This window comes from Bradyrhizobium sp. SZCCHNR1002 (assembly GCF_032381435.1).
Classification (GTDB): Bacteria; Pseudomonadota; Alphaproteobacteria; order Rhizobiales; family Xanthobacteraceae; genus Bradyrhizobium; species Bradyrhizobium aeschynomenes.
Window position 1 is genome coordinate 2,087,793 of the sequence record NZ_JAUHIS010000001.1, and the last position, 13,906, is coordinate 2,101,698.

Below are 13,906 nucleotides of genomic sequence, written 5' to 3' on the forward strand. Positions count from 1 at the left end.
GTGGCGAATAGCCGATGGCGACGAGCCCCCCACCGACAAGTCGAGAGCAACTCAGACGAACGGAGGCCGCGAGGCCTCCGTTTCGCTTTTGTCGATCCAATGAAGCCTTGTTCGGCTTTGCCCATGTCGGCCCGGCACCCGCACGCCCGGCCCCTGCCGCTTGGAGATCGCCACCGCATCCTGCGCTCGACCTTGCCAGCGACGCGTACATCGCCCGGCATCCGACAGGACTACGCGGTGTCGAGCCAGGAGACGAGCAGCCAACGGCACACTACGGCCGCCGGTTCAAGCGCCCCTATTCGCTACTCCCAATTCGCTATTCGCCAGAGCCTCACCGCCGCCCAGGCGCGGGCGGTGCGGCCGCGGGCTGCGAGGCCTGGGCGTTGCTCGGGCTGGAGTTGCTGGCCCCGAACAGGACCCGGGTCGGATTGCGGTCGAAATTGTTCACGGCGCGGCTGATGTCGGACAGCGTCCGCCGTCCATCGGCCATCAGCGCGCCCGAGCGCTTGTCGAAATCCTCGGCAAGCTCGCGGATCGACTTCACCGTCAGGAACAGCTCGCCGCCGTCCTTGCCGCCGGCCAGCGAATTGAGACCGAGCATCAAGGTGTCCGCCTTGCCCATGATGCCGTCGACGCGGGACATGACGCCATCGATGCGCTCGGAGTTGCGGGCCAGCGACTGGGTGAAGACCTCGAGGTTCTTGATCGAGTTCTTCACGGCGTCCTGGTTGTCGGCGACCACCTTGTTGATGTTCTGCAGGGTGGCGCGGATCGCCTCGGTCACATCCTGCAGCCGGGTCGGATCGGCGCGCAGCAGCGGAACGCCGTCCTCGTCGAGCGGCGGCGGCGGCGCGGCCTCCTCGCCGCCCTTCAGCGCGATCGCGGCGACGCCGGTGAGGCCCTGGAACTCGAGGCCGACCAGGGTGTCCTTGCGGATCGGCGCATTGTTCTCGACCATCGCCAGCGCCACGACACGGCGCGGGTTGTCGAGCTTGACCGAGATGACCTCGCCGACCCGGATACCGTTGAAATTGACGCTGCCGCCATTGCGCAGTCCCGCGGCCGGGCCCTCGAACACGACCCTGAGCGGGCTGCGCTGCTTGGTGGTGTGCAGGCTCTGGAACCAGAGGACGAATCCGACCGCCGCGGCGATCACCGCCAACGTGAACGATCCGATCAGGACGTAATTCGCCCGCGTTTCCATTACCAACTCCGGTACCGGCACGTGGCCGCGAAGATCCCAGCCCCCGCTCCCGTGCGCTCTCGGTTGGCGCCGGACCGCGGCACCCACCTCATCAGCTTAGTCGCGGGAGTCTCCACTCCCGCTCACAAAAAATCATCCCTGGGGCGCGTCGCGCTACCCCATCACGGCGCGGGCACGCTTGCCGTGGAAATACTGCCTGAGCCACGGATGCTCCGAGGCCTGCATATCGGCCATCGATCCCGCGGCAATGATCTTGCCGTTGCCGAGCACGGCGATGCGGTCGCAGGCCGTGTAGAGGCTGTCGAGATCATGGGTTACCATGAAAACCGTCAGTCCCAAAGTGCGCTGCAGAGTGCGCACCAGCTCGTCGAAATCGCCGGCACCGATCGGATCGAGCCCCGAGGTCGGCTCATCGAGAAACACCAGTTCCGGATCGAGCGCGAGAGCCCGTGCCAACGCGACGCGCTTGATCATGCCGCCGGACAGCTCGCTCGGGAAACGATCGGCAACATCGGGCCGCAATCCGACCATCACCAGCTTGGCGACCATGATCTCGTCGAGCAGCCGCTGCGAGACCTTGAGATATTCCCGCACCGGAAACTGGATGTTCTGCCGCACCGTGAGCGAGGAGAACAGCGCGCCCTGCTGGAACAGCACGCCCCAGCGCCGCTCGACGGCCCGGCGACCGGCACGATCGGCGGCGTCGAGGTCGACGCCGAACACCTCGATGTTGCCCGACAATTTCGGCACGAGGCCGATGATGGTGCGGGTCAGCACCGATTTGCCCGCACCGGATGGACCGACGAAGCCGAGGATCTCGCCGCGCTTGACGTCGAGATCGAGACCGTCGAGCACGCGTGTCTTGCCGAACTGCACGGTGACGTCGCGGACGCGGATGATCGGATCAGAGACGGCCTGCATCATCTCGACTCACATCCCGACTGCTGCGAAGAAGATCGCAAACACGCCATCCATGACGATGACGAAGAAGATCCCCTTCACGACCGACGACGTCGTGTGGCGCCCGAGCGACTCGGCGCTGCCCTGCACGGCGAGGCCCTCGACGCAGGCAACGATTCCGATCACCGCCGCCATCACCGGGGCCTTGAGCAGGCCGACGGTGAAATGATCGATCGAGATCGCATCGCGCAGGCGCAGCAGGAAGGCTTCGGGATCGACGCCGCCATAGAACCAGGCCACCAGCCCGCCGCCATAGAGCGCAGCGATATCGCCGAGGAAGGACAGGATCGGCAACGCGATCACCAGCGCCAGCATCCGCGGCAGGATCAGGACCTCGATCGGATCGAAGCCCATGGTACGCAGCGCGTCGATCTCCTCACGCATCTTCATCGAGCCGAGCTCGGCCGTGTAGGCGCTGCCCGAGCGGCCGGCGATCATGATCGCCACCAGCAGCACGCCGATCTCGCGCAGCACCAGCACGCCGAGCATGTCGACGACGAAAATGTCGGCGCCGAACCTGCGGAAATGGAAGATGCCCTGCTGGGCGATGATGCAGCCGATCAGGAAGGTGATCAGCACGATGATCGGCACCGCGCGCCAGCACACCTGCTCCAGATGATGGATGGTCGAGGTCAGGCGGAAGCTGCGGGGATGGATGAGCACCCGGCCGCTGGCGACGATCACGGCCCCGAGCATGTCGATCAGCGCCGCCACCGTGCCGAAGATGCCGGCAACGCTGCGGCCGATCTGGCTGAGCATGCTGGTGACGGTCAGCGCGGTTGCATCACCCTCGGAGGCGATGCTGACCCGGCGCACCTCATCGACAAGGCTGGCGTAGTTGGCGGACAGGCCGTCGATCCTGGGCTCCGCGGTTCCGGTCGTGAAGCTGCGGCGCAGCCGCTCGATCAGCCAGGCCCCGAACGTATCGAGCTTGACCACCTGCGAGACGTCGATCGAGACGTCGACCTTCTTGCCGGCGAGCTTCTCGGCATCCGCGACGAGCCGCTCGAGCGACGGCGCAAAGGGCGCGGTCCATGCGCCGGTCGCGCGCAGCAGCAGCGCGTTGCCGTCGCCGCTTCGCTGCAGATCGGGGCGGCCGTTCACGACGACCATCCTCGGAGCCTCGGACGCCCGCTCCTTGACGAGAGAAATCCCACCGCGTCGCCACCACCTTGCCGGAGACCCCCATCAACAGCCATAGTCGCTCCCGTCGCGCAAGTCCCCAGCGCCCCATTCCGGTTCACAAATCGCCAGACTTTCAAATGACTTCCACCGGTTTTCCAATACTGGACGCCCAGATCGGCCACTGGCCCATCGCCGGCAGCTTCACGATCAGCCGCGGCGCCAAGACCGAAGCCGTCACCGTGATCGCGGAGCTGCGAGACGGAGCGATCGTTGGCCGCGGCGAATGCGTCCCTTATCCCCGCTATGGCGAAACACCCGACGCCACGCTGAGCGCCCTGCTCGCGATGCGCGATGCGATCGCCTCCGGCCTCGATCGCGAGGCCCTGCAGACGGCGATGCCGCCGGGCGCCGCGCGCAATGCCCTCGACTGCGCGCTGCTCGACCTCGAGGCCAAGCGGAATGGCCGACGGATTTGGGATCTGCTCGGGCGCCGGGCGCCGGAGCCGTGCGTCACGGCCTACACGATCTCGCTCGGCACGCCCGACGTGATGGCCAAGGCCGCAGCCAAGGCGGCGCACCGGCCTCTGCTCAAGATCAAGCTGGGTGGCGAAGGCGATCCGGCACGGATCTCCGCGGTACGCGCGGCGGCACCGCAGTCGCAACTCATCGTCGACGCCAACGAGTCCTGGACCGACGCCAATCTGGAAAGCAATCTCGCGGCATGCGCCGCCGCGGGTGTCACCCTCGTCGAGCAGCCGCTGCCGGCGGAAAAGGACGAGGCTCTCGCAAACATCGCGCGCCCGCTCGCCGTGTGCGCCGACGAGAGCGTTCACGACCGCAGCTCGCTGGAAGCGCTGCGCGGCCGCTACGACGCCGTCAACATCAAGCTCGACAAGACCGGAGGGCTGACGGAAGCCCTGGCCATGGCGGATGCCGCACGCGCGCTCGGCTTCGACATCATGGTCGGCTGCATGGTCGCGACCTCGCTGTCGATGGCGCCGGCCATGCTGCTGACGCCGCTCGCGCGCTATGTCGACCTGGACGGTCCGCTGCTGCTGGCAGAGGATTGCACCCACGGCCTGTACTACGAGGATAGCCTGGTCTATCCGCCGGACGCCGCGCTGTGGGGATGACCCGCGAACCGGTTGCGCGCGGTCCACATCAGGAGGCCGCCGAGCCCGGCCATCGCCGCCATGACGAGATAGACGCCCGGCCCATATTGCGCGTAGATCGGACCTGACAGCGCCGAGGCCGCCGAGCCGACGATGCCGCTGGCAGCTGAATAATAGCCCTGCCCCCGCGCCGTCACATGCGCCGGCACCTGGCGGACGAGCAGCCCCATGGTCCCGACCAGTGTCAGCCCGAACGTGAAGCCATGGCTGATCTGGACCGCCGTGAGCCCAAGAGCGTGCGGCTCCGTCGCCGTGAGCGTCCAGCGCAGCACGGCCGCGACCGCGCCGATGACCACCAGCGTCGACGGCGCCAGCGTGAACCTCGGCGAGAGCGCGAACACCAGGATTTCGGCAAGCACGCCCATCGTCCACAGCCAGGCGATGGTCAGCCCGCTAATCCCCTGCGCCTTCCACTCGATCGCGGAGAACGTGTAGTAGGCCGCATGGCTGCCCTGGATCAGCGCCGAGGCCATGATGACGCAGAGAAAACCGGGATCGCTCAACAGATGCCGCCCGTCCTGCGCCGGGCCGGCGCTGCGCGGCAACGGAGGCAGCCGCTGGAGCAGCAGGCTGCTCGCGGTCCCGAGCAGCCCGACCGACACGATGATCCAGATCAGCTCGGTTGCCGCAACGACATCCGCCAGCCCGCCACAGAGCAGCGTGCCGACGATGAACGCCGCGGAGCCCCACAATCGGAGTCGCCCGTAGTTCAAGCCATAGCTCATGACGCCGCGCAGCGCGTACGCGTCCGTGAGCGGGACCAGTGGCGTCCACAGGCAGCACGTGGCCACATAGACCAGAAATACGGGCCAGGCATCGTGCTGGAACGCCAGCACGGCAAATCCGGACGCGGTTGCGAAGGTCACCAGCCGCATCGCGGCACGAAGCGCTTGACGGCGCTCGGCGCCGGCCGTGATCAGCGGCAGCACGGTAAACCGCGTCACCGCGGGAACCGCTATGATGACCCCGATCCAGGCGGCGTCCAGTCCGATCGCCCGTAGCCACACGGGGAAAAACGGCAGATGCGTCCCCGAGAGCGCGAACACCGCGCCGTAGAACAGCCCCAGCCGGCCCGCGAATCGACGCGACAATACCGGCGATGTGGTGGAGATTTGTCGGGACAGTGGCATCAATTCAATTGCGATTCGATCAATATCATGGTGATCGTTATGGCAACGCGCAGCAATTTGCGCGATGGGTTTGTCATGGTCGATGAAGTCTTCGCCCTCTCGCCGATTTCCGCCCGCGCGGCTCAGCCGAACGAGGCCGACTACGAGGCGATCCGCGACGCCTTCATGGAGACGTCCAGGGGGCGCTGGTTCCTCGGCGAATACGCCAAGCGCAACCGCAACGCCGACACCAGCATGGTGCTCGACGCGGTGGCGCGCATCGAGCATGCGCTGGCGTCGCAGCGCCAACAGCAGCAGGAATTCGATCTGGCTGACGGCAAGGCACTGCCCGAAGCCCTGGCCGCGATCCGCGCCACCGTCGAAGACGCCGCGTTGGCCGCGACCTCTGCGGTCGACAGCATGGCGCTCGAGCAGAACCTGGCGCCGGTGCGCAAGGGCATCCGGATCATCAAGGAGATTTCCTGGCGCTGGCGCGAGATCGGCGCAGATTCCCGAATCTGCGACCTGATCGATTCCCAGGTGATCTCGATCGAGGCCGCCTGTGACCAGCTCGCGGCCGCGGACCCCAAGGTTGCGTTGCTCGCGGCATTCGAGATCATCAGAACACATCTGAAGGAGCTGGACGACGGACAAGCGGCAGCTTCGCCAACGGCTGCCGAGGTTGTCGCAAGAGCCGACACTGTCGTCCCGCCCGCGCAGGAAGGCACATCAGCCGCAGCTGCAGAGCCCGTGATGCCGGAGGCTCGAGACGAACGTCCGAGCGCGCAGCACGCGCCCATCGCGCCCGAGCCGATCATGCCAGCGCACGTGGAGGCGGCTGCTCCCGCGCCTGCGGTGACCAGCTCGCTCGTCGCGGCCGTGGCCGCGATCGAGACGATCGAGACGCCGTCTGCTGCGGTGATCGTGGCGGCCGCGATGATCGCAAGCGAGGCGACCGAGGCCGTGGTTCAGCCTGCGGCTTCGGTGGCGCCGACCGACATCGTGGCCGAGCCTTCGATTGCCGAGGTTCTGGTCGAGATCGAGCAACAGGCTTCCGCGAATGCAGAGGATGCGGCAGCAGCAGAGGCGCAGGACGAAGCGATCCTCGAGCTGGTCGCGGCCGAGATGGGAGCGCCCGATCCGGTTGAGGACGAGGAGTTCGCTCGAGCCCGAACGCTCGGCTTCGACATCGAGGAGCCGACCTCGGTCGATGACGACATCGTGGCCAGCTTCAGCGAGCCCCCGCCCTCCGAGCCACAGCTCACCCTGACAACGCCCACTACGGAGACGACGGCGGCTCCAGCTGCCCCACCAATCGTGACGACCGTCGTCCCGCCGATGATGGCTCCGACCAACGAGCCGGTGGTCGCTCCGCCGCCGGCTCCCGCGCCGAGCGCGCCGATGCCGGCCCCGCTCCCGGAGTCCATTGCGGCGGAAACCTTGGCCGCCGTGGCCGCAGCGGTAGCAGTTCAAGCGCCGCCAGCGCCGCCGCAGGCCGAGGTGGCGTCGATCGGGCAGCCCTCTGCTCCAGTTGCTCCGGCTCCGAGCACGAGCGCCTACGCGATGCCGAAGCCGGCGTATGAACCGTCGCTCGGCTCGACCCTGCTGTCGAACGGCCTTCTGCAGCGTCCGCAGGCGCCGGCGAACGATCCATTGTTGCCGATCCGCCGCATGACACAGCCCGAGAAGATCGCCTTCTTCTCTTGAGGCTCGTTGCATCCGGGATTCACTCCCGTCGCGGCATCTTTCCTCCGGCTCCCACGAGCGGGCCCTGGCTGACCACCATTCAGAGGTGACGCGGGTCACGGACACGCCCGCCTGCCCCTCTTAGCCTGATCCTCAAGCCATTCGCTCTTTGCGCATGCTCGAGGAGAACGCCGTGTCCGCTCCGATAATTCGCGCTTCCCGTTTCGCTTGGAAATCCCTGCTCACGTCAGCGCTACTGGGCCTGATGGCCTGTGCCGTCCCGGGTTCGGCTTTTGCGGGTAGCAGTGAGATCGACGGCCTGCAGACGCCGCCGCGCGCACTTGCCGCGCCAGCGTCGGTCGCAGCAGACAGTGCAGCCGCCCCCTCGCAGCAAGGGCCCGAGCCGCGCGTCGCGCTCGTGATCGGCAATGCGAGCTATCAGAATGCTCCCCCGCTCGACAATCCCGACAATGATGCCCATGCCGTCGCGAAGCTGCTGAACTCGGCCGGCTTCGAGGTGATCACCGCGACCGATTTGACGCAGAACGAGATGCTCAAGGTCGTGCAGGATTTTTCCAGCCGGGTCGCAGCCCACGGGCCGAACGCGGTGGCGATGGTCTATTACGCCGGTCATGGTGTTCAGCTCGCAGGCGAGAACTATCTCATCCCGATCGACGCCCGCATCTCCGCTCCGTCGGACCTCACGACCAGCACGATCCGGCTGGTCGATCTGATGGCCACCCTCGATGCCATTCCGAGCCGGATGCGGATCGTGGTGCTCGATGCCTGCCGCAACAATCCGTTTCCTGCGGTCAATGATGCCGGACGCGGCCTTGCCATCGTCGATGCGCCGAACGGCTCCATCGTCGGCTATTCGACATCCCCCGGTGAAGAGGCGCTCGATGGCCGTGGCGAGCACAGCCCCTATACGCAGGCCTTCCTGAACCTGGCGCGGCAGCCGAACCTGCCGATCGAGCAGTTGTTCAAGCGCGTCCGCCTGCAGGTCAACCAGACGACGGCGGGACGGCAGACCCCGTGGGAGAGCTCATCGCTCACCAGCGATTTCACCTTCTTCGGTGACTCCCTCGTCGCCGCGACGCGTCCGCCGGAAAAGGCGCCCGTGGTCCAGATGGCCGCCGACCTTCCCAGCCGGTCCGTGCGGCAGGCCTATGACTACGTGCTGTCGGAAAACCGTCCGCAATATTATCGCGAGTTCATCGAGATGTACCCGCGCGATCCGCTCGCCGAGCGCATTCGCGCCTTGCTCGCCGGCCTGGTGCAGGCTGCCGCGTGGCATCAGACGGTGCTGGCGAACTCGCCTGCCGCCTATAAGAGCTTCAGCGAATCCTACTCCGACAGCCCTTATGCCCCCATCGCGGTGCGGCTGCAGGTCCAGCCCCGGATCGTGCCGGTGCTGCAACCGACACGGCTGATGGTGCCGCCGCAGCTTGCCCCCGCAGGGCGTCCCCTCAACATCGGCAATCACATGCAGGGGCGTCCTGGACCAGTGCCAATGCAGCCGATCAACACCCCGCCGCCGCGCCAGACGCCGCCGGCGGTCCTCACCAACGGCGCACCCATCAACAATCTCCGTCCCGGCAAGGTGCTCGACGCGCGGCCGCTGGGCCAGAACAAGATCGGCAACAAGGTGGTGCCGCCGTCGAACACGCTGCCGGCTGCCAAGATCCAGCGCGATCCGTTCAAGCGGATGCCCGGTCGTCCGCTCGACACCCGCGAGGTGCGCCGTCCCTTCCCCGGCAATTCCGGTCCGTTCAAGCCGAGCTTCAACGGGTCACGTCCATCGCTGGCCCGCGACCAAGGGCCGATGCGCGGCCCCGGCACACCGCATGTCGCGCAGTCAGGACCGCGGATCGGCGGTGGCGGATCCGGTCGGGGCAGCCTCGGCTTTCACTGACGGATGGGGAACGTCAGGCAATCAGCCTGGCAAACAGTTCGGCATCCACGTTGCCGCCCGAGAGAACGATCACGACCGTCTTGCCGGTCACGTCGAGGCGGCCCGCCAGCAGGGCCGCCAGACCGACAGAACCACCCGGCTCGACGACGAGCTTCAACTCCCGGAAGGCGAAGCCGACCGCGCGGCCCACCTCTTCATCCGAGGCCTCCACCGCCGCCGACAACAGCCGGCTGTTGATGGCGAAGGTGATCTCTCCAGGGATCGCAGCCATCAGGGCATCGCAGATGGTGCGGCCCTTGGCGTCATGGGCCTCGCGGTGGCCGGCCCGCAGCGAGCGGGCATGGTCGTCGAAGCCCTTGGGCTCGGCGACCACCATCTGCGTCTCCGGAAAGAGCGCCTTGACCGCCGTCGAGACCCCCGCGAGCAGCCCGCCGCCTGACGCCGGCACGATCACGAGATCCGGCGAGAGGCCGAGGCCCGAGAGATCCTCGGCGATCTCGCGGCCGACCGTGCCCTGCCCCGCGATCACATAGGGATCGTCGTAGGGCGGCACCACCGTCGAACCGCGCTTGCCGGCGATGTCGCGCGCAATCGCCTCGCGGTCCTCGCGGTCGCGATCGTAGAGCACGACGTCGGCCCCAAACGCCTTGGTCCGCTCGCGCTTGGCGGCCGGCGCGTCCGAGGGCATCACGATGGTGGCGTCCATGCCCAGCAGCGTCGCGGCGTGGGCGACGCCCTGCGCGTGATTGCCCGACGAGAACGCGACGACACCCTTGCCGCGGTCCTCCAGCGGGATCGACGCCAGCTTGTTGTAGGCACCGCGGAACTTGAATGAGCCGGTCCGCTGCAGCACCTCCGGCTTCACGAACACATTGGCGTTCAAGCGCTCGCTGAGCACGGGGGCCGGCAGGAGCGGCGTCCGCACCGCAACCGGTGCGAGAACGCGGGCCGCCGCCTCGATGTCGGCGACGGTGACGGGCAGGATCGGGGCATGAGCTGTCATACCCCTATTTTACCGCGCTCGATTGCCGAGAGGCAAGGGAGCCGGCGTCGACCGGCGTCAGGCGGCGCGGGCTGCGAGTTGCGGAACCGGCGCAGGTTGTCGCTGCGGATCAGTCCAGGTCAGGATCTCGAACCGGCCATCCTCGTGCTCGACGAGCGCCGTGCAGCTCTCGACCCAGTCGCCGCAATTCATGTAGCGGATGCCATCCTGGTCGCGGATGACGGCGCAATGGATGTGGCCGCAGATCACGCCGTCAGCGCCATGCCGGCGCGCCTCGGAGGCCAGCGCCGTCTCGAACGCGCCGATGTAGTTGACCGCGTTCTTGACCTTCTGCTTGGCCCATTGCGACAGCGACCAATAGGGCACGCCGAACATCCGGCGGAAGAAGTTGACCAGGCGGTTCATCTGGATCGCGAAGTCGTACGCCTTGTCGCCGAGATGGGCGAGCCAGCGCGCGTTCTGCACCACCAGATCGAAGATGTCGCCATGGATGACCAGATAGCGTTTGCCGTCGGTGCCGGTGTGGACGATGTTCTCGACGACGTCGATGCCGCCGAAATGCGTGCCGTAATAGCCGCGCAGGAACTCGTCGTGGTTGCCCGGTACGTAGACGATCTTGGCGCCCTTGCGCGCCTTGCGCAGCATCTTCTGCACGAGATCGTTGTGCGACTGCGGCCAGTGCCAGCTCGATTTCAGCGCCCAGCCGTCGATGATGTCGCCGACCAGATAGATCGTATCGGCATCATGGTGGCGCAGGAAATCGACGAGAAGATTGGCCTGCGAGCCGCGGGCTCCGAGATGTACGTCGGAGATGAACAACGTCCGAAAGCGCTTCGTCGGGCTTTCTTCACCAGCAGTCTCGAGTCCCATGCGCGCCCACCTAACAGTCCCTGATGACACGGCGATGACGAGCGGCCGCGCCGGCAGAACCCATCCTGCCGGACCGCGACGGACACCGTTCGCATCACGACTCGCGGTGTCCTCGTCACGTTCCCGCGATACCAGCGCGGTGCGACAATCAGGCGACAAGCGGGCGGCGCAGACAGGGAATTCGGCTGCCTCCTATCTGGGCACGGCGACGACGCGCAGATTGTTGGTGGTGCCGGCCTGGGCGAACGGAATGCCGGCGACGACGACCAGCAGGTCGCCCTTGTCGGCGAACTCCTCCTGGACCGCGAAGAACGTCGCACGCTCGACCATCTCCTCGTAGCTCTGCACGTCCTGCGACAGCACGCTGTGCGCGCCCCACAACAGGCACATGCGACGCGATGTATCCTCGTTCGGCGTGATCGCGAGGATCGGCAGGCTCGGCCGCTTGCGCGCGACGCGCGAGGCCGAGGTGCCGCTCGACGTGTAGGCCACGATCGCCTTGGCGTGGATCGCGGACGCGAGGTCGGCCGCCGCGGTCGCCACCGCATGCGGCGGCGTCTGCTCCTCGTCGGGCTGGGTGGCCTGAATGATCGAGCCGTACATCTTGTGCTTCTCGGTGCTCTTGATGATGCTGTCCATCATCGCCACCGCCTCGCGCGGATATTGGCCGCTGGCCGACTCCGCCGACAGCATCACCGCATCGGCCCCGTCATAGATCGCGGTCGCGACGTCCGAGACCTCGGCGCGCGTCGGCGTCGGCGTCGCCACCATGGAATCCAGCATCTGCGTCGCGACGATCACCGGCTTCACGGCGAGACGGCAGGCGCGCACCAGCTCCTTCTGCTTGCCCGGCACGTCCTCGTTCGGAATCTCGACGCCGAGATCGCCGCGCGCGACCATGATGGCATCCGACAGCTGGATGATGTCGTCGATCCGCTCCAGCGCCGCCGGCTTCTCGATCTTCGACATGATGCCGGCTCGGCCGTTGATCAGCCCCCTCGCCTCGATCACGTCGGACGGCTTCTGCACGAAGGACAGCGCCACCCAGTCGACGCCGAGATCGAGGCCGAAAGCGAGATCGGAGCGATCCTTCGCCGTCAGCGGCGACAGTTCGAGAATGGTGCCTGGAAGATTGACGCCCTTGTGATTGGAGATCGCGCCGCTCACGATCACCTTGGCTTCGATCCAGTCGTCGCCGAGGCCGGTGACGCGCACACGCACGCGGCCGTCATCGATCAGGAGATCGTGACCGGGCGCGACCGCCGCAAAGATCTCGGGATGCGGCAGCGGAATCGAATCCTTGTCGCCCTCGGTGCCATTCAACACGAAGCGGATCGTCTCACCGGCGTCGACCTGGATCTTCTTGTCGCGCAAGGTGCCGACGCGAATCTTCGGCCCCTGCAGATCCATCAGGATGCCGATCGGTCGCTGCACGTCCTTCTCCAGCGCGCGGATCGCGGCGTGGACCTTGGCGTGATCGGCCTGCGTGCCGTGGCTGAAATTGAGACGAAACGTATCGACACCGGCGAGGAACAGCGCCTTCAGCATCTCCGGTGAATTGCTGGCGGGGCCGACGGTCGCAACGATCTTGGCTCGACGGTGACGACGCATGATGTGTCCTTTCTCCCCAGCCCGCGTTTCACGTCTTGATGACACGCATGTGATTGTCATGCGCAGACGCCGTGGAAGCGCTGGTATACGCCCCGCAGCGTCCATTGCAAGTGTGCGGCGGAACACGCCGAAATTGCGCGAGGAAGCAGCACGCGTCAGACGTTGGAGCCGTGGATGGCGTCGATCACCGCGTCCGTCACCTCCTTGGTCGTCGCCTTGCCGCCCACATCCGGCGTCAGTATTCCGGCTGCACACACCTTCTCCACCGCCGCCATCAGTCTGATGGCCGCGTCCTTCTCGCCGAGATGATCGAGCATCTGCGCAGCCGTCCAGAACGTCGCGACGGGATTGGCGATGCCCTTGCCGGTGATGTCGAACGCCGACCCGTGGATCGGCTCGAACATCGACGGGAAGCGCCGCTCCGGATCGATGTTGCCGGTCGGGGCAACGCCGAGGCTGCCGGCGAGCGCGCCGGCGAGATCGGAGAGAATGTCGGCGTGCAGGTTGGTCGCAACGATGGTGTCGAGGCTCTTCGGCTGCAGGGTCATGCGCACGGTCATCGCGTCGACCAGCATCTTGTCCCAGGTCACGTCGGGGAATTCGCGCGCCACTTCCGCGGCGATCTCGTCCCACATCACCATGCCGTGGCGCTGCGCGTTCGACTTGGTGACGACGGTGAGGAATTTGCGCGGCCGCGACTGCGCGAGCTTGAACGCATAGCGCATGATTCTGACGACGCCGACGCGGGTGAACACCGCAACCTCCGTCCCGACCTCCTCCGGCAGCCCGCGATGCGCGCGGCCGCCCATGCCGGCATATTCGCCTTCGGAGTTCTCGCGCACGATCACCCAGTCGAGATCGCCGACGCCGACATTGCGCAGCGGCGAGGCGACGCCCGGCAGGATCTTGGTCGGGCGCACATTGGCGTACTGATCGAACCCCTGGCAGATCGGCAGCCGTAGGCCCCACAGCGTGATGTGGTCGGGCACGTCGGGCGCGCCGACCGCGCCGAAATAGATCGCATCGAAGTTCTTCAGCTCGGCGAGACCGTCGGCCGGCATCATCACGCCGTGCTTCTTGTAGTAGTCCGAGCCCCAGTCGAATGTCTTGACGTTGAAGCTGATGTCGCCCGCTCGCTTGGCGAGCGCCTCGAGCACGCGGACGCCGGCGGAGATGACCTCGGGGCCGATGCCGTCGGCGGGAATGGCGGCGATGGAGTGAGTGCGCATTTGAGCTTTTTTTGACCTCTGT

At 66.6% G+C, this 13,906-nt stretch carries 11 protein-coding genes; 3 read left to right on the forward strand and 8 right to left on the reverse strand.

Translation table 11 applies throughout. The annotated features are described in order from the left end of the window. Nucleotides 1-331 precede the first annotated feature (331 nt). The 3 genes from QX108_RS09305 to QX108_RS09315 form a co-directional block, all read right to left on the reverse strand. The gene (locus tag QX108_RS09305; RefSeq protein WP_315721065.1) at nt 332-1,204 is read right to left on the reverse strand and encodes an MlaD family protein; all 873 of its coding nucleotides are present in this window, start codon (nt 1,202-1,204) and stop codon (nt 332-334) included. 153 nt (nt 1,205-1,357) lie between these two features. Then, a complete protein-coding gene (locus QX108_RS09310) occupies nt 1,358-2,128 on the reverse strand; it encodes an ABC transporter ATP-binding protein (protein ID WP_172115057.1) in 771 nt (256 codons plus the stop codon). A 6-nt stretch (nt 2,129-2,134) separates the two neighbouring features. Beyond that, a complete protein-coding gene (locus QX108_RS09315) occupies nt 2,135-3,268 on the reverse strand; it encodes an ABC transporter permease (RefSeq protein ID WP_315721066.1) in 1,134 nt (377 codons plus the stop codon). A gap of 158 nt (nt 3,269-3,426) precedes the next feature. Here QX108_RS09315 and dgcA point away from each other — a divergent pair, with 158 nt between their 5' ends. Then, a complete protein-coding gene (gene dgcA, locus QX108_RS09320) occupies nt 3,427-4,422 on the forward strand; it encodes an N-acetyl-D-Glu racemase DgcA (protein ID WP_315721067.1) in 996 nt (331 codons plus the stop codon). Here dgcA and QX108_RS09325 read toward each other — a convergent pair. After that, on the reverse strand, nt 4,392-5,591 hold the full coding sequence (locus tag QX108_RS09325) for an MFS transporter (protein WP_315779609.1): 1,200 nt from the start codon (nt 5,589-5,591) through the stop codon (nt 4,392-4,394). The genes dgcA and QX108_RS09325 overlap by 31 nt on opposite strands. A gap of 75 nt (nt 5,592-5,666) precedes the next feature. Here QX108_RS09325 and QX108_RS09330 point away from each other — a divergent pair, with 75 nt between their 5' ends. Both QX108_RS09330 and QX108_RS09335 read left to right on the forward strand, forming a co-directional pair. Next, nucleotides 5,667-7,277 (forward strand): hypothetical protein, encoded by a 1,611-nt coding sequence (locus QX108_RS09330; protein ID WP_315779607.1) that lies wholly within the window; start codon nt 5,667-5,669, stop codon nt 7,275-7,277. A gap of 154 nt (nt 7,278-7,431) precedes the next feature. Continuing rightward, complete coding sequence (locus QX108_RS09335) at nt 7,432-9,171, forward strand: caspase family protein (protein ID WP_315779605.1); 1,740 nt, start codon at nt 7,432-7,434, stop codon at nt 9,169-9,171. Nucleotides 9,172-9,184: 13 nt separating this feature from the next. Here QX108_RS09335 and QX108_RS09340 read toward each other — a convergent pair whose 3' ends face one another. The 4 genes from QX108_RS09340 to QX108_RS09355 all read right to left on the reverse strand — a co-directional run bounded on the left by QX108_RS09340 (nt 9,185) and on the right by QX108_RS09355 (nt 13,884). Next, nucleotides 9,185-10,174 (reverse strand): threonine/serine dehydratase, encoded by a 990-nt coding sequence (locus QX108_RS09340; RefSeq protein ID WP_315779603.1) that lies wholly within the window; start codon nt 10,172-10,174, stop codon nt 9,185-9,187. 57 nt (nt 10,175-10,231) lie between these two features. Then, nucleotides 10,232-11,044 carry a UDP-2,3-diacylglucosamine diphosphatase gene (locus QX108_RS09345; RefSeq protein WP_172115044.1) on the reverse strand — a complete coding sequence of 271 codons (813 nt, stop codon included), beginning with the start codon at nt 11,042-11,044 and terminating at the stop codon, nt 10,232-10,234. A gap of 192 nt (nt 11,045-11,236) precedes the next feature. After that, on the reverse strand, nt 11,237-12,655 hold the full coding sequence (pyk, locus tag QX108_RS09350; RefSeq protein ID WP_315721072.1) for a pyruvate kinase: 1,419 nt from the start codon (nt 12,653-12,655) through the stop codon (nt 11,237-11,239). Between the two features lie 155 nt (nt 12,656-12,810). Continuing rightward, complete coding sequence (locus QX108_RS09355; protein WP_315721073.1) at nt 12,811-13,884, reverse strand: tartrate dehydrogenase; 1,074 nt, start codon at nt 13,882-13,884, stop codon at nt 12,811-12,813. Nucleotides 13,885-13,906: the final 22 nt, after the last annotated feature.